The sequence below is a fragment of the Streptomyces sp. NRRL B-3229 genome (assembly GCF_000719505.1).
Taxonomy (GTDB): domain Bacteria; phylum Actinomycetota; class Actinomycetes; order Streptomycetales; family Streptomycetaceae; genus Streptomyces; species Streptomyces griseorubiginosus.
Genome location: NZ_JOGP01000021.1, coordinates 19686 through 42391 on the forward strand (window position 1 = coordinate 19686; position 22706 = coordinate 42391).

Below are 22706 nucleotides of genomic sequence, written 5' to 3' on the forward strand. Positions count from 1 at the left end.
ATCCCCAATTGCTCCTCCTCGTTACAGGTGATGCGATCCGCTGCTTGGGATCGCATTGCCAACAAGGAGGAATAATGATCAAGAAGGTCGTCGCCGCTGCGGCTGCCACTGGTGGCCTGGTTCTGGCGGGCGCGGGCCTTGCCGTCGCCGATGCGGGTGCGCAGGGTGCCGCCGTGGGCTCCCCCGGCGTGCTGTCCGGCAACGTCGTCCAGGTTCCCGTGCACGTGCCGGTGAACGTCTGCGGCAACACGGTTTCCGTGATCGGTCTGCTGAACCCCGCCTTCGGCAACACGTGCATCAACTCGTGACGTTGTGCCTCGCCCTCAGTTAGACAGGGCTGAGCCCGTCGGCCCCGGAGTGCACGCCATGCGCTCCGGGGCCGACCGGCCTTTCCGAAAAGAAAAGAACCGCGTGAAAGCGGTATTTCGCGACAAGGTCGAAGGCAGGAATCAGTACATGCGACAAGTCACCCGTAAGGGCCTGATGACAGTGGCGGCCGCGACCGGCGTGATCGCCGCCGCGGGAGGCGCCGCCCATGCGGACGCGGGCGCGAGCGGATCGAGCACGAACTCACCCGGCGTACTGTCGGGCAACACGGTGTCCGCGCCGGTGCACGCGCCGGTGAACGCCTGCGGCAACACCGTGGACGTCGTCGGGGTACTCAACCCCGCGATGGGCAACAGCTGCGCCAACAAGGGCGGAAACAGCGGCAGCGGCCACGGGGCGCCCGGCGGTTACGGCGACTCGGGCGGCTACGGCGACTCGGGCGGTCACGGAGGCCACGGCGGATCCGGGGGCTCGGCGGGCCACGGCGGTCATGGGGGCTCGGCGGGCCACGGCGGTCACGGCGGTCACGGAGGTCACTGGGACCACGGCGGCTCGCACGCCGGCGGGCACACCGGTGGCTCGCCCGGCGTGGGCTCCGGCAACCACGTCGAGGTGCCGATCGACGCCCCCGTGAACGTCTGCGGGAACAGTGTCGACGTCATCGGCATCGGCAACCCCGCCATGGGCAACGACTGCGGAAACGGCTCCGGTGGGCACCACACCCCGCCCGGCGGCTCCCAGACGCCGCCCGGATCGCCTCAACAGCCGGGCAGCCCCGGCCACCCGGGAAGCCCCGTGGTGCCCGGTCCGCCCGGGACCCCGGGCACTCCGCACACCCCCGGAGCTCCGGGCGTCCACGGCAACCACCCCGGCACCCAGACGGTGACCCAGCCCCTGGGCAGCGCCCAGCTCGCCCGGACCGGCAACGACCTGCCGATCGGTCTGGCCGTCCCGGTCGGAGCGGGCGCGCTCCTGGCGGGCGCGGTGCTCTACCGCAAGGCACGGGCCTCGGCGTAAGGCGCACCACGTGAAACGGAGCGGGCCCCGCCTCGGCGGGGCACGCTCCGTTCGTGCTGTCTCACCACGTGGCCCGCACCTGGCGGATGATCCGCCGGCGCAACCGCACCCTGCGGCTGCCGTCGCGCATGAGGCTCAGTCGGTCCAACTCCCAGTGTCCGTACTCGGCATGGTCCGTCAGCAGGCGTGTGGCGTCCTTGCGGGAGACCCCGCGCGGTACGTACACGTCGACAAATTCGTATTCCGGCATCGCATCTATTGTGCGGGCCGGGGCCCGGTACGGATAGCGTCTGCACTATGTCTGATGCTGTGCAGCCCACCGCTGCCGAGGTACGTGCCGCCGCCGAGGCGGTCAAGACCGCGCTCGACCGCCACCTGGCCGCGGTCGAACGGAGGTCGGGGGAGGACGACCCGGCCGTCTACGAGGCCTTCAACGAACTGGCCGCGGCCGCCGAGGTGTACGACGAGCTGCTCTACGACCGCTATGACGAGGTCACCCCCTTCGAGATCCCCGGCGCGGACGACACCGCGCCCTACACCGGCCCCGAGGAGCCGAACGCGCTGAGCGTGCTGATCCGCCGTGACTACTCGGTGGTGGAACCGCAGCGGCTGCTGGCGCAGGCGCAGCGGGTCGAGGCGGCCGACGAGACGCTCGGCACGGAGGCCTCCGGCACCGTGCACGGCGCGCTGGGTGTGCTCTTCGGCGAGTTCGAGCCGGACGAGATCGCCTCCAGGCACAAGGAGTTCGGCCTGGAGGAGGGCGACTCCACGCTGTGGGTGACCGCGGCGGACGAACCGGCCGAGCCGGGGGAGTGGCTGGAGACGCCGTTCGAGCAGGTGGACGTGGAGCGGGTGGTGTGCCGGTTCGACGTCAGCGCGGTGTTCGACGACGACGATGACGACCTGGCCGACGGGGTCGATCTCGAGGACGAGGACCTGGAGCCGTTGGACCTGGATCAGCGCTGAGGCACTGCGACGGCGGCCCCGGAGCTCTGGTCTCCGGGGCCGCCGTCGTGCTGTCCGCCCGGTGCCGGGCCCCGTCCTGGACGACTCAGCCGGCCGCCGGTGTCGCCAGAAGGGTGGGGAGGCGGGTCGTGCGGGGCTTGGCCGGGATCTCGGCCACCGCTCTCGGCAGGGCCTGGTCCGCGCCCTGGACCACGGAGAGGTGGCGGGCCGCCCTGCCGAAGGCCGTGTAGACCCAGGGCCGGGTCAGGGCCTGAGCGGCGTCACCCGGCAGGACCACCACCACCGCCGGCCAGCGGCCCCCCACCGCCTGGTGCGCGGTCAGGGCCCAGCCGTGCCGCACGGACTGCTCCACCCGCTCCTTCGGCACGACAACGGGCCGGCCGGCGCAGGTCAGGTGCAGGCCGTCCGCGTCGGCCTTGACCACCTGGCCCGGGACCGTACGGCCCGGGGTGGGGGAGTAGGCGACGCGGTCGCCGGGGTCGAAGCCGCCGAAGCGGCCGGGGCCGGGGTTGAGGCGCTCCTTCAGGGCCGCGTTGAGCGCGCGGGTGCCCGCCGCTCCGCCGTGGCCCGGCGTGATCACCTGGGTCTCCTCGGGCGGCACGCCGATCGCCCGCGGTACCGAGTCCGCGACCAGCTGCACGGTCCGGTGCACGGCCTCACCCGCGTCCCGCACCGGCACGATCACGACCTCCTTGCCGGGCGCCTCGACCTTGTTCAGCTCACCGATGCCGATCCCGGAGACCAGCTCGCCCAGCGGTCCGGGGTCCGGCGTGCGCGAGGCGACCTGCGGGCAGATCCGCGCGGCGAGGAGGTCCGCGAAGACCCGCCCGGGTCCCGCCGACCACAGCACCGCCGGGTCCCCGGCCAGCACCAGCCGCGCCCCGTCCGGCAGCGACTCCACCAGCAGCGCGGCCGTCTCCACGTCCAGCTGGGGCGCGTCGAGCACGACGAGCACATCGAGATCGAACGCCCCGTCCCCGTCCCGCCCGGGCCCTTCGGCCCCGGAGAGCAGTCCGGCGACGGTGACGACGGGCCCTGCGGCTCCTTGTGCGGTCGCCGTACCGTCCGGGTCGGATCCGAGGAGGGCCTCGAAGCGGGCGCGGCCGAGTGGGCTGTGGATGGCCGCCCAGGCCCGCAGGCCCAGGCTCCGGGCCGCCTCCAGCAGGGCCGCCGGTTCGGCCACGGACGCCTCGCCGCCGGTGTGCAGCACCAGGCCGTGGGCCGCCGTCGCCCGGATCAGCTCGGCGGCGGAGCCCTTGGCCGACGCGGTCGCGCGCTCCCAGTCCTCGGCCGAACCGTCCGTCTTGGGCACGGAGTTGATCAGCCGGGCAAGACCGTCGGCGAGGCTCTCTTCCGCGAGGGCGTAGCGCTCCAGCCCGACCAGGATCCGCACCGGCCGCTCCGCACCCTCCTCCTGGTCCTCCGCGGGCTCGGGGGCGGTCGGGTCGAGGGCGTCCTGGAAGACCAGGGCCTCAGCCTCGGCGATCGTGCTCTGTACGGCCGCTTCGGTGTCCGGCACGCCCCGCTGGGCCAGCGCGGCGGTGAGCGCCGGCATCTCCAGCGCGGTGTGCCCGGCGAGCGCCGCCTGCTCCAGGAGCCAGACGGTGACCGCCCGCCCCCGCCGCTCGTCGTCCGGCGCGCACTGAGCGCCGAGCAGCGCCCGCGCGAACCCGTCGGCCTGCTCGGGCCGCACCCCGGCGACCCGCAGCAACTGCCACGGATCCGCCCGCAGCTCGTCGTCCGCCGCTTCCCCGAGGGCCGCGGCCACCTGCGGCGCGAGCCCTTCCGGTGCGCCGCCCTCGGCCAGCACCCGCCGCACGGCCGCGACGACTTCCGGCCCGGGCCCGACGGGGGAACCGACTCCGCCGGCTCCCGTACCACCACCGCTGTTGGCACCGGCACCGGCACGGACTCGCTCCGCATCCGCCGACACCGGTCGGGGCCGAGCCGCCTCCGGCGCGGGCCGACGCGGTGGCTCGGGCTCGCCGAACACGGCGGCCACCGGCTTCGCCCCGCTCTCCACGGCCCGTACGGCGGCGAGGAGATCGGCGGCCTTCCCGCTGAGCTTGGCCCCGCTCTCGACGGGCGCCTTCTTCTCGGCCTTGCGCCGGGCGATCCGCTCCCGCTCGACCCGCTGCGCCGCCAACTCGGCCTCGGCCTCGGAGAGCTGCGCCTTGTCCGCGCCCTCGCCGGATTCCCCGCTCGCGCCCTCGCCGGCTTCGCTCCCGGTCGGCTCCGCCGCCTCGGTCGTCCTGTCCTCGGCCTCCGCTCCCGGCTCGCCGTCCGTCTCCTCCGGCTCCGGCTCCGGCGCGGCCCCCCGCGTCCCCGGCTCGGTCTTCTCCGTGGGCTCCGGCTCCGTGCTCACAGCGTGCTCCAGTCGTGATCGGGATAGCGGTGCACGGGCGCCGACACATCGTCGAGCGCCCGGCAGATCTCGTCAGGAAGACTAAGGGCCTCCACTGACAATGCCGCCGTGAGCTGCTGCGAGTTGCGCGCGCCGACGATCGGGGCGACCACGCCCGGCCGGTCCCGGACCCACGCGAGGGCCACCTGGAGCGGGGTGACGGCGAGTCCGTCGGCCGCGGTCGTCACCGCGTCCACGATGCGGCTTGCCGTGTCGTCGAGGTAGGGCGCGACGAACGGCGCCAGATGCTCCGAGGCGCCCCGCGAGTCGGCCGGTGTCGTGTCCCCGCGGTACTTGCCCGTCAGGACACCGCGCCCCAGGGGTGAGGACGGCAGCAGTCCGATGCCCAGGTCCAGCGCGGCCGGCAGCACCTCACGCTCGATGCCGCGCTGGAGCAGTGAGTACTCCAGCTGCGTCGCGGCCAGCCGGGTCCGCACCCCTGGCGCCGCCAGCTGCCAGGTCCCCGCCTTGGCGAGCTGCCAGCCGCAGAAGTCGGACACCCCGGCATAGCGGACCCGGCCGCTGCTGACCGCCAGGTCGAGCGCGTGCAGCGTCTCCTCCAGCGGGGTGCGGGGGTCGTAGGAGTGGACGTGCCAGACGTCGACGTAGTCCGTGCCGAGCCGGGCCAGGGAGTCGTCCAGCGCGGAGAGGAGGTGCCCGCGCGAGCCGTCGACGCGGCGGTCCGGGTCGGGCACGCTGCCCGCCTTCGTGGAGATGACCAGGTCCCGGCGCGGGACCAGGCCGTCTATGAGGCGCCCGAGCAGGTACTCCGCCTCCCCGTCGCCGTACACGTCCGCCGTGTCGACCAGCGTCCCGCCCGCCTCCCAGAACGTTTTCAGGAGGTCCGCCGCGTCGTGCTCGTCGGTGTCCCTGCCCCAGGTGAGGGTGCCGAGTCCGATGCGGGACACGCGCAGGCCGGTGCGGCCGAGATGCCTCTGCTCCATGAACGCCGAGATTACTGGCCAGAACCTGTCGCGTGGGTGCCTGTGGACAACGGATTCCAGCAGGTGTGGGACAACGGGTTCCAGCAGGACGGGGATCCGCGTCCGGTCACCGAACGGCCCACCACCTGCCCCTGCCCGTCCGGCCGCGCTAAGGTCTGCCCACAAGGGACGTTACTGATCGGTAAGGGGAATCGGCCATGCAGCTCGGGATCAACCTCGGCTACTGGGGCGCCGGAATGGACGCGGACAATCTCGCCGTCGCCAAGGAGGCCGACCGCCTCGGGTACGCCGTCTGCTGGGCCGCCGAGGCCTACGGCTCGGACGCGGCCACCGTGCTGACGTGGGTCGCCGCCCAGACCGAGCGCATCGACGTCGGCTCGGCCATCTTCCAGATCCCGGCCCGCCAGCCGGCCATGACCGCGATGACCGCCGCGACCCTCGACTCGCTCTCCGGTGGCCGCTTCCGCCTCGGCCTCGGCGTCTCGGGACCGCAGGTCTCCGAGGGCTGGTACGGCGTCAAGTTCGACAAACCGCTGGCACGCACGCGTGAGTACGTCGAGATCGTCCGCAAGGCCATGTCGCGTGAGCGTCTGTCCTACGAGGGGCAGCACTGGACGCTGCCGCTGCCCGGTGGACCGGGCAAGCCGCTCAAGCTGACCGTGCACCCCGAGCGCGAGTACATCCCGCTGTACATCGCCGCGATCGGCCCGAAGAACCTGGAGCAGACCGGCGAGATCGCCGACGGTGCCCTGCTGATCTTCCCCTCCGCGGAGCACCTGGAGGAGACCGCGATCCAGTACCTGCGGGCGGGCCGTGAGAAGGCGGGCAAGACCCTCGAGGGCTTCGACATCGTGCCGACCCTGCCGCTCGCCCTGGGCGAGGACAAGGACGTGACGACGCTCGCCGACACCTTCCGCCCCTACACCGCGCTGTACGTGGGCGGCATGGGCAGCCGCAAGCAGAACTTCTACAACCAGCTCGCCCGGCGCATGGGCTTCGAGGCGGCGGCCACCGAGATCCAGGACAAGTACCTGGCCGGTGACAAGGAGGGCGCCGCGGCGGCGATCCCGCACGACCTGATCGACAAGACGACGCTGCTCGGTTCGGTGGACCGGATCGCGGACCGGATGAAGGAGTACGCGGCGGCCGGCGTGACCACCCTGACCCTCGCCCCCGCCGGCTTCACCCTCGACGAACGCCTCGCCGCACTCCGCGCGGGCACGGAGGCCCTGGAGCGCGCGGGCCTCGCGTAGCCGTACTCCGACCCCGTCCGCGGGCGGGCGCCAGGGCCGTACACCTCGGTCCCCGTCGGCGGGCAGGGCCAGGGTCGTATACCTCGGTCCAGGCTCGTATACCTCGGTCCCCCTCCGCGGGCGGGCGCCAGGGCCGTACACCTCGGTCCCCGTCCGCCCCGGACCCCGACATCGCTCTGCGCAGTGGCCCCGCCCGCGCACACGGGGCCCTCCACAGAGACGCCGGCGTGGCCCCTGGCCCGACCCAGGCGGATCAGCGCGTACCCCGATGTCGGCGAGATGAGTTCGTACCCCGACGCCGGCGAGATGCGCGCGCACTTGGTCCGGCCGCAGAGAGGCCGGCGCCCACCTGGTCCTGGCCGTAGAGAGGCCGTCGCTCACCTGGTCGGCGCCGTAAGTCGGCCCGCCCGCCGGGAGCGTTGGCCTGCACCCGCCCCGTGTGCCGCTGACCTCGACATGCACCCGGCCCACCCCGTCGGGCCCGTAGCTGTGCGGCCGACTCACCCGCCGACGGCGTCACCCTGCACCCCGACCGACGGCCGGTCGCATCACCCCGACCCCGGCCCATCCGCGTACCCGGCCCACCCGCCGGAGGCATCCGGCCGTGGTGGGGGCTCGGGGGTCTTCCCCGCCACGGCCGTCATGTGAACCAACGCGCCCGTGCCCGCGCGGTTACGCCCGTGTGGCGAGCCCGCTGGTCCTCCTTTTGGCGGAGTTGTCCGACACAGCTGTTGCGGCCCCCTTCACGCCGCATTTGACTCGTTCTTTGCGGATTGCCGCGGAATCCGGCAGAGAGGTGCCCCACGATGCTTTCGGCCAAGAGTCTGTTCCAGGAGATCCTCGACGACGACGAGTCCTTCCGGCTGTTCTGCTCCATCGCGGCCAGCGGGGAGTCCCAGGGCGGCTGGGAGAACGCCCGCATCGCCGCCCTCGTGCCGCCCGGCGAGCGCGCCCTCGCCCCCAAGATCACCCGGCATGGGGCGGACGAGGACAAACACGGACGGATCTTCAACGCCCTGATGAAGAAGCGCAGGCTCGAACCCGTCCCGGTCCCCCCGGAGACCGACTACACGATGCTCCTGGAGCGGCACGGCATCGGCCTCGCCCACGACAAGCTCAAGAGCGACGAACCGCTCAGCGTGCAGGACATCGTCACCTACCTCGCGCACAGCAGGGTCACCGAGCAGCGGGCCTCCGAGCAGATGGAGCTGCTGCGCAAGCACTTCGCCGACCATCCCGAACTCGGCCGCGCGGTGCGGATGATCTCGGCGGACGAGGACAATCACCTCGCCTACTGCCACGAGGAACTGCTCCGCTTCGCCCGCGCGGGCCACGGCCGTGTCATCCAGCGCACGCTCAGGGAGTGCGCGCTGGCCGAGATCCGCGTCTACCGGGACGTCAGCCTCGCCGTGATGGCCCACATGGGCCGCATCCTCGGCTGGTCGCGCGCGAAGTCCGCCGTGCTCGCCGCGGGCATCCACGCCGTCTACGCCTACGAGCGCGCCGCCGGCTGGCGCCGCATGGTCTCCCTGCGGATGCCGGAACGCCGCGACGCACTGGGCGGCCCGGCCGCCTCGGCGCCCGAGTTCGCCTGAGTCCGCCCGCGCGCCCCAGGGCCCCTACAGCTCCCGGGACCCCTAAAGCCACGCCCTGGGCCCCTAAAGCCACGCCCGGGACCCCTAAAGCCACGGCCAGGACCCCTACAGCCACCCCCGGCGCTTGAACGTCCGGTACAGCAGCACCTCCAGGACAGCCATCACCACGATGACCGCCGGATACGACCACACCCAGTGCAGCTCCGGCATGTGGTCGAAGTTCATGCCGTAGATCCCCGCGATCATCGTGGGGACCGCGGCCATGGCCGCCCACGCGGAGATCTTCCGCATGTCGTCGTTCTGCCGCACGCTCATCTGCGCGAGATGCGCCGACAGCACGTCCGACACCAGCCGGTCCAGGCCCTCCACGGACTCGTTCACGCGCACGAGATGGTCGTTGACGTCCCGGAAGAAGGGCCGTGCCCGGTCGTTCACGAACGGCACCGTGCCGCCGGACGCCCCCACCCCGGCGAGCCTCGTCATCGGCATCGAGAGCGGGACCGTGGCCCGGCGGAACTCCAGGACCTGCCGCTTGAACGTGTAGATCCGCGAGGCGGTGCCCCGAGAACCGCCGCCGTCCGGCGAGAAGACCTCCGCCTCCAGTTCCTCCAGGTCGGTGCTGAGCTCCGTCGCCACCTCCAGGTAGTGGTCCACGACGGCGTCGGCGACGGCGTACAGCACCGCGGTGGGTCCCTTGCCGAGCAGCTTCGGCTCCCGCTCCAGACGCTCACGGACGGCCTTCAGCGGCGAGCCCACGCCGTGACGGACCGTCACCACGAAGGCGTCACCGAGGAAGAGCATCACCTCGCCGGTGGAGACGGCATCGCTGTCCGGCTCGTACACGACCGGCTTGAGAACGACGAACAGCGAGTCGTCGTACACCTCCAGCTTGGGTCGCTGATGAGCTTTGAGGGCGTCCTCCACGGCCAGCGGATGCAGTCCGAACTCCTTGGTGACCAGCTCGAACTCCTTCTCCGACGGCTCGTGCAACCCGATCCACACGAACCCGCCCGCCGACCGCGCCTCGTCCAGCGCGTCCGACAGGTCCGAAGGTCCGTCGGTCCGGTGTCCCTCCCGGTAGATGGCACAGTCGACGATCACGGAGGGTATTCTCCCGTCGCTCGAGAAACATGGCATTACGGCGTACGCCTACCCTTGCCGCATGCCCACGTTGATCCTTGTCAGGCACGGACGGTCCACCGCGAACACCGAAGGGCTGCTCGCCGGGTGGACGCCCGGGGTCGCCCTGGACGAGCGCGGCGCCGCACAGGCCGCCGCGCTGCCCGGCCGGCTCGACGGCGTGCCGGTCTCCGAGGTCGTCGTCAGCCCCCTCCAGCGCTGCCAGGAGACGGTCCAGCCGCTGCTCGACGCCCGGCCCGGCCTCCCCGTGCACAGCGAGGAGCGCATCGGCGAGTGCCACTACGGCGACTGGTCCGGCCGCAAGCTCGCCGAGCTGATGGACGAGCCCCTCATGGAGGTCGTCCAGGCCCACCCCTCGGCGGCCGCGTTCCCCGGCGGCGAGTCCATGCGGGCGATGCAGACCCGCGCGGCGGAGGCCGTACGGGAGTGGAACGCGCGCGTGGAGCGTGATCACGGCGCCGACGCCGTCTATCTGATGTGCTCGCACGGCGACATCATCAAGTCGCTCGTGGCGGACGCACTCGGACTTCATCTGGACCTCTTCCAGAGGATCTCCGTCGAACCCTGCTCGCTCACGGTCATCCGCTACACACGACTCAGGCCGTTCCTCGTCCGTCTCGGCGACACCGGTGACTTCGCGTCCCTGATGCCGCGCGAGGAGACGGCGGGCGGCGACGCCCCGGTCGGTGGTGGTGCGGGCGCACCGTGATCGCCGGGCGCAGTAGGGTGAAGCGGTTCACACACGCGCGTTCACGCATGGACGTCCCCACCGTTCCCGTCGTTCCCGTACTCACGAATCCCATGGAGACAGGACGTGTCCCGTCAGGTGTTCCTCTTTGACCCGCCGGACCGCTTCGTGGCCGGCACGGTCGGACTGCCCGGGCGCCGTACGTTCTTCCTCCAGGCCACGGCCGGCCCCCGAGTGACCAGCGTGGCCCTCGAGAAGACACAGGTGGCCGCCCTCGCCGAGCGGATGGACGAACTCCTCGACGAGGTCGTGCGCCGCAGCGGCGGCAGCGCCCCCGTGCCGGCCGTGCCGCCCACCGACATCGCCGACACCGCGCCCCTCGACACCCCCGTCGAGGAGGAGTTCCGGGTCGGCACCATGGCGCTGGCCTGGGACGGCGAGGAACAGCGCATGATCGTCGAGGCGCAGGCCCTCGTCGAGCTGGAGGCCGACTCCGAGGAGGACCTCGCCGAGGCCGAGGAGCGGCTCCTCCAGGACGAGGAGAACGGACCCCCGATGCTGCGGGTCCGGCTCACCGGCGCGCAGGCCAGGGCCTTCGCCAAGCGCGCCCTGGAGGTCGTCAACGCCGGGCGGCCGCCGTGCCCGCTGTGCAGTCTCCCGCTCGACCCGGAAGGACACGTATGTCCGCGCCAGAACGGATACCGCCGCGGAGCGTGACCACGGCAGAGGTGCTCACCCGCGGTGAGCTGACGGTACGCGGGCAGATCCGGGACGCCTCCAACGCGGTGCTCCAGTGCTCCGTCGCGTACGAGGGCCAGGAGGTCCTCTGCGTCTACAAGCCGGTGCGCGGCGAGCGCCCCCTGTGGGACTTCCCCGACGGCACCCTCGCCCAGCGCGAGGTCGCCGCGTACGAGGTGTCCGAGGCCACCGGCTGGGGGCTCGTCCCGCCCACGGTGCTGCGCGACGGGCCCTACGGCGAGGGCATGTGCCAGCTGTGGGTCGAGGGCGCCCCGGGCAGCGAGCTGCTCGCCCTGGTCGACGCCGAGGAGCCCGAGCCGGGCTGGAAGGCCATCGGCTTCGCCGAGGTCGGCGAGGGGCGGACCGCGCTGCTGGTGCACGCCGACGACGAGCGGCTGCGCAGGCTGGCCGTCCTCGACGCGGTGATCAACAACGCCGACCGCAAAGGCGGCCATCTGCTGCCCGCGGAGGGCGGCCGCCTCTACGGCATCGACCACGGCGTGACCTTCAACGCCGAGAACAAGCTGCGGACCCTGCTGTGGGGCTGGGCGGGAGAGCCCTTGACGGGGGAGGCGGTCGAGGTGCTGAAGGGCCTCAAGGACGCCCTCGCGGGACAGCTCGCCGCCCGGCTGGCCGGCCTGATCACCCCCGCCGAACTGGACGCCACGCGCGCGCGTGTCGACGCGCTGCTGGAGACCGGCAAGCACCCCGAGCCGAGCGGAGAGTGGCCCGCCATTCCCTGGCCGCCCGTCTGACGGCGCGCTGCACACCGGGCCGTATCGCGCAAGAAGGCCTTACCGGCCATCCGGCCCGGTCCGGTTCGTATACGGAACATCCGTCCGGTTAGGCTCATGACATGCATGCCTGGCCCGCTTCCGAGGTCCCCGCCCTGCCTGGTCAGGGCCGCGACCTGAGGATCCACGACACCGCGACCGGTGGCTTGGTCTCCCTTGACCCCGGTCCCGTCGCCCGTCTCTACGTCTGCGGTATCACGCCGTACGACGCCACCCACATGGGGCACGCGGCGACCTACAACGCGTTCGACCTCGTGCAGCGCGTGTGGCTCGACACCAAGCGGCAGGTTCACTACGTCCAGAACGTCACCGACATCGACGACCCGCTCCTGGAGCGGGCCGAGCGGGACAGCGTCGACTGGGCAGCCCTCGCCGAGAAGGAGACGGCTCTCTTCCGCGAGGACATGACCGCCCTGCGCATGCTGCCGCCGCGGCACTACATCGGCGCGGTCGAGGCGATACCCGGGATCGTGCCGCTCGTCGAGCGACTGCGGGACGCCGGTGCCGCCTACGAACTCGAGGGGGACACCTACTTCTCCGTCGAGTCCGACCCGAACTTCGGCAAGGTCTCGAACCTCGACGCGGCCGCGATGCGCCTGCTGTCCGCCGAGCGCGGCGGCGACCCGGACCGGCCGGGCAAGAAGAACCCCCTCGACCCGATGCTGTGGATGGCCGCCCGCGACGGCGAGCCCAGCTGGGACGGCGGCTCCCTGGGCCGTGGCCGCCCCGGCTGGCACATCGAGTGCGTCGCCATCGCCCTCGACCACCTCGGCATGACCTTCGACGTCCAGGGCGGCGGCTCCGACCTCGCCTTCCCGCACCACGAGATGGGCGCCTCCCACGCCCAGGTGCTCACCGGCGAGTTCCCCATGGCCAAGGCGTACGTCCACGCCGGCATGGTCGCCCTGGACGGCGAGAAGATGTCCAAGTCCAAGGGCAACCTGGTCTTCGTGTCGCAGTTGCGGCGCGAGGGCGTCGACCCCGCCGCCATCCGCCTGGCGCTGCTCGCCCACCACTACCGCGCCGACTGGGAGTGGACCGACCAGGTCCTCCAAGACGCCCTGGACCGGCTCGGGCGCTGGCGTGCCGCCGTCTCACGGCCCGACGGACCGTCCGCCGAGGCGCTCGTCGAGGAGATCCGCGAGGCCCTCTCGAACGACCTGGACGCCCCCGCCGCGCTCCTCGCCGTCGACCGCTGGGCCGCCGTGCAGCAGGAGCAGGGCGGCACCGACGCGGGCGCGCCCGGTGTGGTGACACGTGCGGTGGACGCTCTCCTGGGCGTGGCCCTCTAGGCAGCACGACCGAAGGGGCGCTCCCGCCGGGGGGCGCCCCTCCGTCCGTCACAGGGCAGGCAGAAAACGCGGGACCACTGTGGTGGCGGCCGTCATGTGATGGGGTAGGAGCGTCGCTTGACCGTTCGGCCGGCCCCGCCGGCCTCCTTGCGGAAGGACGCACGTGGCACACGCAGAACGTTCCTTCGCACGTCGCACACTCCTGACCTCGACCGCCGCCCTGACCGGAGCGGCCCTGCTCGGCGGCACCGCGCAGGCGGCCGGCACCGCGCGGGCGGCCGGCACCCGGCAGGCCCCCTGGCCCGTCCGGTTTCTCCTCCCCGACGGCTTCCAGCCCGAGGGCATCACCATCGGCTCCCGCCCGTACGCGTACTTCGGCTCCCTGGCCGACGGCGACGTCTACCGGGCGAGCCTGGCGACGGGCCGCGGCTCGGTCGTCGTGAAGGGCTCCGGCCGCCCGACCGTGGGCCTCAAGATCGACCGGCACGGCACGCTCTTCCTCGCCGGCGGCGACAGCGCCGAGATCCGGGTCGCCGACGCCCGCACCGGCGAGACCGAGCAGGTGCACGCCACCGGTGGGACCTTCGTGAACGACGTGGTCCTCACCCCGGGCGCCGCCTGGTTCACCGACTCCTTCAAGCCGGTGCTCTACCGACTGGCCAAGGGCGCGGTGGAGACCGTACCGCTGACGGGCGAATGGCAGCAGGGGCCCGACTTCACCGCCAACGGCATCGAGCGCACGCCCGACGGCCGCGCGCTGCTGCTGGTGAACGCCTTCGCGAACGGCGGCGGCCTGATGCGGGTCGACCCGCGCACCGGAGCCGCCCGCGCGGTCGACCTGGGCGGGGCGAAACTCCCCAACGGCGACGGCCTGTTGCTGCTCGGCCGGATCCTCTACGCCGTCCAGCAGCAGCAGAACGCGATCGACGTGTTCCGGCTGAACGACTCCGGCACCCGGGGCACCGTCGTCACCCGCATCACCGACCCGCGCTTCCGCATCCCGACCACGGTCGCCGCCTGGGGCAGCCGTCTCTATCTGCCCAACGCGCGCTTCGACACGGAGCCGACGCCGACCACCGAGTACGACGTGGTGGCGGTGGACCAGGTCTGACACGGCCGAGGGCGGTGCGCGGCATTCCGCGCACCGCCCTGTGTCCGCTCACGCCTGCGTGGGCTCACGCCTGCGTGGGCTCACTCCTGCGACGGCGAGTCCCCGTCGTCCGGCTCGGCCCCCGTCCCGGTCCCCGCGTCGGTGTCCCGGTCGGTCTCCGCCTCCGCCCCTGTCTCCGGCTCCGGCTTCGGCGCCTTGGACGGCCTGGTGCGGCCGCCGCCGGGGCTGTCCCGCAGATAGGCCGTGCTGTCACTCCCGTCCGCGGTCGCGTGCCCGCCCGGCTGACCCGGCTGGCCGCCGTCCCGGCGCCGCAGATACCGCTCGAACTCCCGGGCGATCGCCTCACCCGAGGCCTCCGGCAGCTCCGCGGTGTCCCGGGCCTCCTCCAGCGTCTGCACGTACTCCGCGACCTCGCTGTCCTCGGCGGCCAGCTGGTCCACGCCCACCTGCCAGGCGCGCGCGTCCTCGGCCAGCTCGCCCAGCGGGATCCGTACGTCGATCAGGTCCTCCAGACGGTTCAGGAGGGCCAGCGTCGCCTTCGGGTTCGGCGGCTGCGACACGTAGTGCGGTACGGCCGCCCACAGCGACACCGCGGGCACGCCCGCGTGGGTGCAGGCCTCCTGGAGGATCCCGACGATGCCCGTGGGGCCCTCGTACTTCGTCTCCTCCAGGTCCATCCGCTGGGCCAGGTCCGGATCGGACGTGGTCCCGCTGATCGGCACCGGACGGGTGTGCGGGGTGTCGCCGAGCAGCGCGCCCAGGATCACCACGAGCTCCACGCCGAGTTCGTGGGCGAAGCCCAGCAACTCGTTGCAGAACGACCGCCACCGCATCGACGGTTCGATTCCTCGGACCAGTACGAGATCGCGCGGCTTCTCACCGCCCACACGGACCACGGACAACCTTGTCGTCGGCCACGTGATCTTGCGCACTCCGCCGTCCAGCCACACCGTGGGGCGGTTCACCTGGAAGTCGTAGTAGTCCTCGGCGTCGAGCGCCGCGAACACCTCGCCCTTCCACTCCCTGTCCAGATGCGCGACCGCGGTGGAGGCGGCGTCGCCGGCGTCGTTCCAGCCCTCGAACGCGGCCACCATGACCGGGTCGATCAGCTCGGGAACCCCCTCGAGCTCGATCACCCAGCGCCTCCTTCCGACGTGCCCTCGCTTAACGCACCAACCTTACGGCGTCCGGCGGGGGCGCCCGCAGCCCCCTTGCACGGGGGAGTGAACGGATCACTGCCCCGTCCGCCACCCCGGAACACCCCCCGTTCCGGTGCTGATCGGCGGCTTCACACAGGCTTCTCACAGGGCGGCTTCACGCAGGCTCCTCACAAAGCGGCTTCACGCAGGCTTCCCCGGAGCGGCTTGCCGCGGGTTTCTCACAGGGAGGAGCGCAACCACTGCTCCACGCTCGCGATGTGCACGGTCGCCCAGGAGCGGGCCGCCTCGGTGTCCCGGTCGCGCAGGGCCGCGAGGATCGCCCGGTGCTCGTGCAGGGTGCGGCTGACCGCGTCCTCCTGGGTCAGTCCGCGCCAGATCCGGGCCCGGGTGGTGGGCCCGGACAGCCCGTCCATGAGCGAGCAGAGCACGGAGTTGCCGGAGCTCTGCACGATCCCCCGGTGGAAGTCCAGGTCGGAGGCGACCAGTTCCTCCACCGACGGGCTGTCGCCGAGTTTGTCCAACTGGGCGCCCAGCGCGTCCAGTTGCTGTTCGCTGATCCGGGAGGCGGCCATCGCGGTGGCGGCCGGCTCCAGGATGCGCCGCACGGCAAGGAACTCCAGGACCGTGTCGTCGCGGTGGAAGTCCACGACGAAGCTCATCGCCTCCAGCAGGAGTTGCGGATCCAGGCTGGTCACATAGGTGCCGTCGCCCTGCCGGACGTCCAGGATCCGGATGAGCGACAGCGCCCGGACCGCCTCGCGCAACGAGTTGCGGGACAGCCCGAGGTCGGCGGCGAGCTCGCTCTCCTTGGGGAGCCGGTCGCCGGGGCGCAGTGCGCCGGAGACGATCATGTCCTTGATCTTCTCGATCGCCTCGTCGGTGACAGCCATGACAGGCCCCCTTCTCGCCCCGCACTGTGCCGAGACGTCCGATGTCTCAGCACAGTATGCCGAGTGCGCCGTGTCCGCCGGAGTCGATCAGGCGTCATACGGAGTCCGCGGATGCCGGGCTTCCTTGTTTGTCTCATTCTGCGGACAGGGCGCTCGGCCATGAGGCCCGTTTCCGGGCAAGTGTCCGATTGTCTCGAACTGTGGTTCGTCCAGGTCATGTACGGTGGCGAGAGCCACCGGAACATCAGGAGTGTCCCGAAATGCCCCAGGAACTGCGCGCCGTCGAATGGACCGGATCCGGCCTCGCGCTGATAGACCAGACGCTGCTGCCGCAGCGCGCCGAGTCGCTGAGTGTCCACGATGTGGACACCCTGGTCGACGCGATCCAGCGCCTCGTGGTCCGGGGCGCACCCGCGATCGGCGCGGCGGGCGGCTACGGCGTCGCCCTCGCCCTCATCGAGGGGCAGCGCAAGGGGTGGTCCGAGGCCGAGGTGCGGGCGGCCGTCGCCCGGGTCCGTGAGGCCCGGCCCACCGCGGTCAACCTCATGGTCTGCGTGGACCGGGTCATGACCCGCTTCGAGGAGGGCCTGGACGCGGTACTGGAGGAGGCCGCCGCCGTCCAGCGCGAGGACGTCGCCGCGAACCGCGCGATGGGTGGGTTCGGTGCCGACTGGCTGCTCGAACGGGTCGGCGGGGACCGGCCGTTGCGGATCCTCACGCACTGCAACACGGGAGCGCTGGCCACCGCGGGCTGGGGCACGGCCCTCGGGGTCGTCCGCGAACTCCACGCGCGCGGCCTTCTGGAGGTCGTCTACGCCGACGAGACGCGCCCGCTGCTCCAGGGATCCCGGCTCACCGCCTGGGAGTTGGTCCAGGAGGGCATCCCGCACTACGTCCAGACGGACGGGGCCGCCGCCGGGACGATCCTGCGCGGTGAGGTCGACGCGGCGATCGTCGGGGCCGACCGCATCGCGGCGAACGGCGACACGGCGAACAAGGTGGGCACCGTGGGCGTGGCCCTCGCTTGCGCCGACGCGGGCATCCCCTTCCTGGTCGCGGCACCGACCACCACGGTCGACCTCGCCACCAAGACCGGCGACGACATCCACATCGAACTCCGCGCCGAGGCCGAGGTGCTGGAGTGGGCGGGCGTCCGGACGGCGCCGGCGGAGTCCCGCGGCCACAACCCGGCCTTCGACGTGACACCGGGCCGGCTGATCACGGGGCTGGTGACCGAGCGGGGCGTGCTGGAAATCTCGGCCGGTGAACTGCCGGGCGACCGGCTGAAGTAGACGCACACAGCAGAGGGGACCCCGGCCGGGGATCCCCTCGCGCGGTCTCAGCGGCCCGTCAGCTCCAACTCCAGCAGCCACTCCACCACTTCGGTGTGATGCCGGGCCTGGCGCGGATCGGCGCCCCACACGTACAGCCCGTGCCCGGCCACGACCACCGCCGGCATCCGGGGGTCGCGCGCCTCCTCCAGCCGGTCGCCCAGCACCTTCATGTCCTGGCTGTTGGCGATCACCGGAAGGGTCACCTCGACGTCGTGCGCGGGCTGGCCGACGCCCTTGAGCATCTCCAGGTCGCTGAAGACGATCCCGCCCGGCTCCCGCCTGCCCATGGCCACCGAGGCGACGGTGTGCACATGGACCACGGCACCGGCCCCGGTGAGCGCGGCCACGCGCGCGTGCAGCTCGGCCTCGGCGGACGGCTTGCCGCCCCGCACGGCCGCCCCCTGTGCGTCCACCAATACGACGTCCGCGGGCGTCAGTTCACCCTTGTCGTGGCCGCTGGCGGTGACCGCGAGCCGCAGCGGGTCCCGCGAGAGCACCACGGACAGGTTGCCGGAGGTGCCCCGCATCCAGCCGAAGGAGGCGAAGCGGGCGGACTCGGCGGCGAGGACCGCCCCCGCCTCTTCCAGGTCGAATGCGCTGATGTCGGTTGTCACGTGGTGCTCCTGGAAACGGTGATCTCGTCGAACGTCCCCGCCGCAGCGTGGTCGCCGACGCCTTGCTCGAAGTACGGCTCCCCGGGCCGCCGTACCCCGACGGTGTGCCAGCCCGCCGCGCGGGCCGCGTCCAGTTCGCCGGGCCGGTCGGACAGGAACAGCAGGCGGTCCGGCGCGACGCCGGTCGTCGCGGCGATCCGGCGGTACGACTCCGCCTCCTGCTTGGGCCCGGCGTTCTCGGTGTCGTAGAGCCCGGAGACCAGTGACGTCAGGTCACCCTCCGGGCTGTTGGTGAGCCACGCCCGCTGCGCCGCCACCGACCCCGAGGAGTACACGTACAGCCGTACGCCCGCGGAGTGCCAGGCGCGCAGCCGCGGTACGACGTCGTCGTAGAAGTGCGAGACGAGGTCGCCGCGGGCGAAGCCCTCGGACCAGATGAGGCCCTGGAGGGTCTTCAGCGGGGTCGCCTTGACGTCGTCGTCGAGCCAGGAGTTCAGCGCCTTCTCCACGCGCGCGGCGTCGGCGTCCGGTTCGCCGATCTCCTCGCGCACCTGGGCCACCGCCCGGGCCACCTCCGGGTCCTTCGACCGCTCGGCGAGCAGCGCGGCGAACCGGGAGCGCGAGTACGGGTACAGCACGTCGACGACGAACCCCGTGGCGCTCGTGGTGCCCTCGATGTCGAGCACCACGGCGTCCACGGCGTACGTCAGGTCCCGCACGCTCACGCGGCGGCCCTGTCGGCTTCGTACCCGGCCGCGATGGTGTCGTAGTCCGGGAAGCGGGAGGCGATGGCCGAGCCGGTGAAGTTGCCGATCCAGCCGTCCTCCTCGTGGAAGAAGCGGATCGCCGTGAACGACGGCCTGGTGCCCATGTCGAACCAGTGGGTGGTGCCGCGCGGCACGCCCAGCAGGTCGCCCTTCTCGCAGAAGACCGCGTGCACCTCGCCGTTCACGTGCAGGTAGAAGATGCCGGAGCCGGAGACGAAGAAGCGCACCTCGTCATCGTCGTCGTGCGTGTGCTCCTGGAGGAACTTCTCGCGTGCCGCCTTGGCCTTCGCGGGGAACTCCGGGTCGTCGCCGGGGTGCAGGCCGAGGACGTCGACCGTCGTGAAGCCCTCCTCGGCGTTCAGCCTGTCGATCTCGGGGCCGTAGGCGGCGAACACGGTCTCGCTGTCGGCGTCGGAGGGGACGTCCTCGCGGACCGGCCACTGCTCGTAGCGCACGCCCAGGGGCTTCAGCGCCTCGGCGATCTCGGCCGGATCCGAGGTGCGGCGGACCAGGGTCTCGGGGCCGGACTCGGACCAGGTGGTCAGCAGCGTCATGGGAACAACTCCAGGAGTCTGGAAGGGAAGTCCGGATAGCGGGACAAGCGCCGGACGGGCAGGGGAGGAAGAGGGACGGCGGCGGTGGGTCAGCCGCGACACAGCGCGCGGCAACAGCGGCGCATGTCAGGCATGCACATCGCTTTCGCGCCAGCTGTCGTCATCGGGGCCTCACTGTGCCGGGTCGGGTGCCGGTCTTGTGATGGTAACCGGGGTCATGACCTGCACCTGGTGTGACGTAGTCGTTGTCTCACCTGCTGAGAAAGCGGTTCCAAAACATTTGACGCCTGGCTGAAAACGTTCCCATGATCTGCGTATGAAGACGCTGCTGCTCGTGCGGCGGCTGTACGTGGACCTGCTTCGGACGACCACCGCCAGCTGTCGCTGACCCCCTTCCGGAGCCCCTTCGCGCCCCGCCACCTTCTGCTTCGGTGGCGCACTTCCCGTGCCCGCTCCGGGACTCACACCCCTTTTGCCTTCTTCCTCTCGCCCCTGGAGCACCTATGTCCCGCACCCGTCTGCCTCTTGCCGCGCTCTCTCTCGCGTCCGTGTCCGCCCTCGCGCTCGCCGGGTGCTCGCAGTCGACGGACGCGTCGAAGAACACCGGCGACGCCGTCGCCTCCGCCTCGGCCGCCACCGGCAAGAAGCCCGCCCCCTTCAGCGCGGGCGCGGTCAAGGTGGCCCTGGTCCGGCAGAGCGGTGCCGGCGACTACTTCGAGCAGTGGGGCAACGGCGCCAAGGCCCAGGCCAAGGCCCTCGGCATCGACCTGACGGTGTACGACGCCCAGGCCGACAACGCCAAGCAGGCCACCGACCTGTCCTCCGCGATCAACTCCGGCGCCAAGGCGATCATCATCGACCACGGCTTCCCGGCGACCATCCAGCCGGAGATCGACCAGGCCGTGAAGAAGGGCATCAAGGTCGTCGTCTACGACGTGGAGACCTCCACCAAGGGCGTGGTCAGCACCGAGCAGGACGACGCCAGCATGGCTCAGGCCGTCCTCGACGTGATGTCCAAGGACCTCGGCAAGAACGCCAAGGTCGGCTACGTCAACGTCGCCGGCTACGCCGCCCTCGACAAGCGGAACACCGTGTGGGCGAAGGAGGTCGCCGCCCAGGCCTGGAAGCAGCAGTTCAAGGTCGGCAAGGTCACCGACTCCACGGCCACCGACAACGTTCCCCTGGTCTCCGCCGCGCTCACCCAGCACTCCGACGTGACCGGGATCTTCGCGCCCTACGACGAGCTCGCCAAGGGCACGGTCCTCGCGGTGCAGAACAAGAAGCTCCAGGGCAAGGTGAAGGTCTTCGGTGCGGACGTCTCCAACGCCGACATCCAGCAGATGACAGCCGCCGACAGCCCCTGGGTGGCCACGGCCGGCACCGACCCCTCCGCGGTCGGCGCGGCCGTCGTCCGCACCACCGCGCTGGAGCTGGCCGGTCAGCTGAACAAGTCCTCCGTGGAGTTCCCGGCCGTCGCCATCACCCAGGACTTCCTGCGCGAGAAGAAGATCCAGAACATGGACCAGCTGCGGTCGGCGCTTCCCGCGCTGAACCTGTCCCAGGTCTCCACCGCGGACTGGATCTCGAATGTCGCCCACTGAGGCTCCCGCGGTCGCCCTGACCGACGTCAGCATGGCGTTCGGCGGCAGGACCGTGCTCGCCTCCGTCTCGCTCGACATCGCTCCGGGCAGCGTGGTCGCGCTGCTCGGGGCGAACGGCGCCGGCAAGTCCACGCTGATCAAGATCCTGTCCGGCGTGCACACCGGCCACGGTGGCCAGGTGCAGGTCGCCGGGGAGCCCGCGGCTCTCCAGTCCCCGCTCGCCGCCCGCCAGTTGGGCATCCAGACCGTGCACCAGCGCATCGGCGAAGGCATCGTGCCGGGACTCTCGGTCGCCGAGAACCTGGTCTTCGAGGAACTGGCGCAGGCACGCGGCAACCCGTTCCTGAACGGACGCCGCCTGCTGGCGCGGGCCCGCGAGATCCAGGCCGGCCTCGAACTCGGCTGGAGCGACGCCGTACTCAGGAAGGACGTCACCGAACTCGGCATCTCCGACCGCCAGTTGCTGATCCTTGCCCGTGCGCTGGCCACCCGGCCCCGGCTGCTGATCCTCGACGAACCCACCTCGGCGCTGTCCGCCGCCGAGGCCGAACGCCTCTTCGCGCTCGTGGAGCGGATGCGCGACGACGGCATCGCGGTCCTGTACGTCTCCCACCGCCTCGGTGAGATCGACGCGCTCGCCGACCGCCTGGTCGTCCTGCGGGACGGCCTGCTCACCGAGGACCAGGCCAGGCCCTTCGACTGGGACAGCGCCCTGCGCGCGATGCTGGCGCAGGCCCAGGAGGCGACCACGGCACGGCCTGTCCGGGAAGGCGCGGAAGGGGACGTCGTCCTCTCCCTGCGAGGCGTCCAGCTCTTCGAGGGCCGAAAGCCCCTGGACCTCGACCTGCGCACCGGCGAAGTCACTGGCGTCGTGGGCCTGTTGGGCGCCGGCAAGACCGAACTGGCCCGCGGTCTGTTCGGCGCCGAGCCCTTCACGACCGGTTCCACCGCACTGGACGGCGAACCGTACGCGCCCAAGCGGCCCTCCGACGCGATCCGGGCCGGAGTGCACCTGGTCCCCGAGGACCGGCACGCCGACGCCCTCGTCCCGGGCTGGTCGCTGGCCCAGAACATCTCGCTGCCGTTCCTGAAGTCCCTCTCGAAGGGCGGACTGGTCCAGCGTGCCAAGGAGGACACCCTCGGCCGCGACACCATCGAGGCCCTCGGTGTCGTCGCCCGCGACGAGCACAGCACCGTGGAGGAGCTGTCCGGCGGCAACCAGCAGAAGGTCGTCGTCGGCCGCTGGCTCGCCGAGACCCCCCGTGTCCTCATCCTGGACGAGCCGTTCCGAGGCGTGGACATCGGCGCCCGCCGGGACATCGGCCGCCGCGCCCGGACCCTCGCCGCCGAGGGCGCCGCCGTGCTCGTCCTGTCCGCCGATGTCGACGAGGTCCTGGAGATCGCCGACCGGGTCGTCGTCCTCGCCGCCGGCGAGATCCACCTCGACGCGTACGGCGAGGACGCGGAACGCGACCGCGTGATCCAGACCATCTCGGCGTCCGTGTGACCCCGGCTCC

At 71.9% G+C, this 22706-nt stretch carries 22 protein-coding genes; 13 read left to right on the plus strand and 9 right to left on the minus strand.

Going from position 1 to position 22706, the window contains the following annotated elements; translation table 11 throughout:
• Positions 1-74 precede the first annotated feature (74 nt).
• Together chpH and IF54_RS44090 are read left to right on the plus strand one after the other, a co-directional pair.
• On the plus strand, positions 75-308 hold the full coding sequence (gene chpH, locus IF54_RS0129740) for a chaplin ChpH (protein ID WP_030324275.1): 234 nt from the start codon (positions 75-77) through the stop codon (positions 306-308).
• Positions 309-456: 148 nt separating this feature from the next.
• Entirely contained in the window at positions 457-1344 is an 888-nt protein-coding gene (locus IF54_RS44090; protein WP_030324278.1) for a chaplin, read from the plus strand.
• 61 nt (positions 1345-1405) lie between these two features.
• Here the strand turns inward: IF54_RS44090 and IF54_RS0129750 are convergent, their stop codons facing one another.
• Positions 1406-1594 (minus strand): DUF5703 family protein, encoded by a 189-nt coding sequence (locus IF54_RS0129750; RefSeq protein WP_007380901.1) that lies wholly within the window; start codon positions 1592-1594, stop codon positions 1406-1408.
• Positions 1595-1641: 47 nt separating this feature from the next.
• On the opposite strand from IF54_RS0129750, the gene IF54_RS0129755 reads away from it, so the two are divergent.
• Entirely contained in the window at positions 1642-2310 is a 669-nt protein-coding gene (locus IF54_RS0129755) for a hypothetical protein (protein ID WP_030324282.1), read from the plus strand.
• Between the two features lie 85 nt (positions 2311-2395).
• Here the strand turns inward: IF54_RS0129755 and IF54_RS0129760 are convergent, their stop codons facing one another.
• Together IF54_RS0129760 and IF54_RS0129765 are read right to left on the minus strand one after the other, a co-directional pair.
• Positions 2396-4675: an ATP-dependent DNA helicase gene (locus IF54_RS0129760; RefSeq protein WP_030324285.1), complete on the minus strand. Its 2280-nt coding sequence runs from the start codon at positions 4673-4675 to the stop codon at positions 2396-2398.
• The gene (locus IF54_RS0129765; protein WP_030324287.1) at positions 4672-5658 is read right to left on the minus strand and encodes an aldo/keto reductase; all 987 of its coding nucleotides are present in this window, start codon (positions 5656-5658) and stop codon (positions 4672-4674) included. Before IF54_RS0129765 ends, IF54_RS0129760 begins: the two co-directional genes overlap by 4 nt.
• Before the next feature lie 197 nt (positions 5659-5855).
• Between IF54_RS0129765 and IF54_RS0129770 the strand changes: the two genes are divergently transcribed.
• Positions 5856-6911 carry an LLM class F420-dependent oxidoreductase gene (locus IF54_RS0129770; protein ID WP_020139291.1) on the plus strand — a complete coding sequence of 352 codons (1056 nt, stop codon included), beginning with the start codon at positions 5856-5858 and terminating at the stop codon, positions 6909-6911.
• Between the two features lie 806 nt (positions 6912-7717).
• Complete coding sequence (locus tag IF54_RS0129775) at positions 7718-8506, plus strand: hypothetical protein (RefSeq protein ID WP_030324290.1); 789 nt, start codon at positions 7718-7720, stop codon at positions 8504-8506.
• A gap of 105 nt (positions 8507-8611) precedes the next feature.
• Here IF54_RS0129775 and corA read toward each other — a convergent pair whose 3' ends face one another.
• Positions 8612-9607, minus strand: a complete 996-nt coding sequence (corA, locus tag IF54_RS0129780; RefSeq protein WP_030324293.1) for a magnesium/cobalt transporter CorA — start codon at positions 9605-9607, stop codon at positions 8612-8614.
• A 61-nt stretch (positions 9608-9668) separates the two neighbouring features.
• Between corA and IF54_RS0129785 the strand changes: the two genes are divergently transcribed.
• The 5 genes from IF54_RS0129785 to IF54_RS0129805 all read left to right on the plus strand — a co-directional run bounded on the left by IF54_RS0129785 (position 9669) and on the right by IF54_RS0129805 (position 14269).
• Positions 9669-10355, plus strand: a complete 687-nt coding sequence (locus IF54_RS0129785) for a histidine phosphatase family protein (RefSeq protein ID WP_028809915.1) — start codon at positions 9669-9671, stop codon at positions 10353-10355.
• A 105-nt stretch (positions 10356-10460) separates the two neighbouring features.
• Positions 10461-11051 (plus strand): DUF3090 domain-containing protein, encoded by a 591-nt coding sequence (locus IF54_RS0129790; RefSeq protein WP_030324295.1) that lies wholly within the window; start codon positions 10461-10463, stop codon positions 11049-11051.
• Positions 11015-11827: an SCO1664 family protein gene (locus IF54_RS0129795; RefSeq protein WP_199821262.1), complete on the plus strand. Its 813-nt coding sequence runs from the start codon at positions 11015-11017 to the stop codon at positions 11825-11827. The genes IF54_RS0129790 and IF54_RS0129795 overlap by 37 nt, the downstream gene beginning before the upstream one ends.
• A 101-nt stretch (positions 11828-11928) precedes the next feature.
• The gene (gene mshC / locus IF54_RS0129800; protein WP_030324297.1) at positions 11929-13158 is read left to right on the plus strand and encodes a cysteine--1-D-myo-inosityl 2-amino-2-deoxy-alpha-D-glucopyranoside ligase; all 1230 of its coding nucleotides are present in this window, start codon (positions 11929-11931) and stop codon (positions 13156-13158) included.
• Between the two features lie 163 nt (positions 13159-13321).
• Positions 13322-14269: an SMP-30/gluconolactonase/LRE family protein gene (locus IF54_RS0129805; RefSeq protein WP_030324298.1), complete on the plus strand. Its 948-nt coding sequence runs from the start codon at positions 13322-13324 to the stop codon at positions 14267-14269.
• 80 nt (positions 14270-14349) lie between these two features.
• On the opposite strand, the gene IF54_RS0129810 is transcribed toward IF54_RS0129805, so the two are convergent.
• Both IF54_RS0129810 and IF54_RS0129815 read right to left on the minus strand, forming a co-directional pair.
• Positions 14350-15405, minus strand: a complete 1056-nt coding sequence (locus tag IF54_RS0129810) for a PAC2 family protein (protein WP_030324300.1) — start codon at positions 15403-15405, stop codon at positions 14350-14352.
• Between the two features lie 242 nt (positions 15406-15647).
• Positions 15648-16319 (minus strand): FadR/GntR family transcriptional regulator, encoded by a 672-nt coding sequence (locus IF54_RS0129815; protein ID WP_030324302.1) that lies wholly within the window; start codon positions 16317-16319, stop codon positions 15648-15650.
• Positions 16320-16579: 260 nt separating this feature from the next.
• Between IF54_RS0129815 and mtnA the strand changes: the two genes are divergently transcribed.
• A complete protein-coding gene (gene mtnA / locus IF54_RS0129820; RefSeq protein ID WP_030324304.1) occupies positions 16580-17611 on the plus strand; it encodes an S-methyl-5-thioribose-1-phosphate isomerase in 1032 nt (343 codons plus the stop codon).
• A gap of 47 nt (positions 17612-17658) precedes the next feature.
• Here mtnA and mtnB read toward each other — a convergent pair whose 3' ends face one another.
• Genes mtnB through IF54_RS0129835 form a run of 3 tightly spaced genes read right to left on the minus strand, consistent with a single transcriptional unit; the run spans position 17659 to position 19588 of the window.
• Positions 17659-18267 carry a methylthioribulose 1-phosphate dehydratase gene (mtnB, locus tag IF54_RS0129825; protein WP_030324307.1) on the minus strand — a complete coding sequence of 203 codons (609 nt, stop codon included), beginning with the start codon at positions 18265-18267 and terminating at the stop codon, positions 17659-17661.
• Entirely contained in the window at positions 18264-18992 is a 729-nt protein-coding gene (gene mtnC, locus IF54_RS0129830) for an acireductone synthase (RefSeq protein WP_030324308.1), read from the minus strand. The genes mtnB and mtnC overlap by 4 nt, the downstream gene beginning before the upstream one ends.
• The gene (locus IF54_RS0129835) at positions 18989-19588 is read right to left on the minus strand and encodes a 1,2-dihydroxy-3-keto-5-methylthiopentene dioxygenase (RefSeq protein WP_030324310.1); all 600 of its coding nucleotides are present in this window, start codon (positions 19586-19588) and stop codon (positions 18989-18991) included. Before IF54_RS0129835 ends, mtnC begins: the two co-directional genes overlap by 4 nt.
• 503 nt (positions 19589-20091) lie before the next feature.
• On the opposite strand from IF54_RS0129835, the gene IF54_RS0129840 reads away from it, so the two are divergent.
• Positions 20092-21189, plus strand: a complete 1098-nt coding sequence (locus IF54_RS0129840) for a substrate-binding domain-containing protein (RefSeq protein WP_030324312.1) — start codon at positions 20092-20094, stop codon at positions 21187-21189.
• Positions 21176-22696, plus strand: coding sequence for a sugar ABC transporter ATP-binding protein (locus IF54_RS0129845; protein WP_030324313.1), 1521 nt, complete (start codon positions 21176-21178; stop codon positions 22694-22696). The genes IF54_RS0129840 and IF54_RS0129845 overlap by 14 nt, the downstream gene beginning before the upstream one ends.
• Positions 22697-22706: the final 10 nt, after the last annotated feature.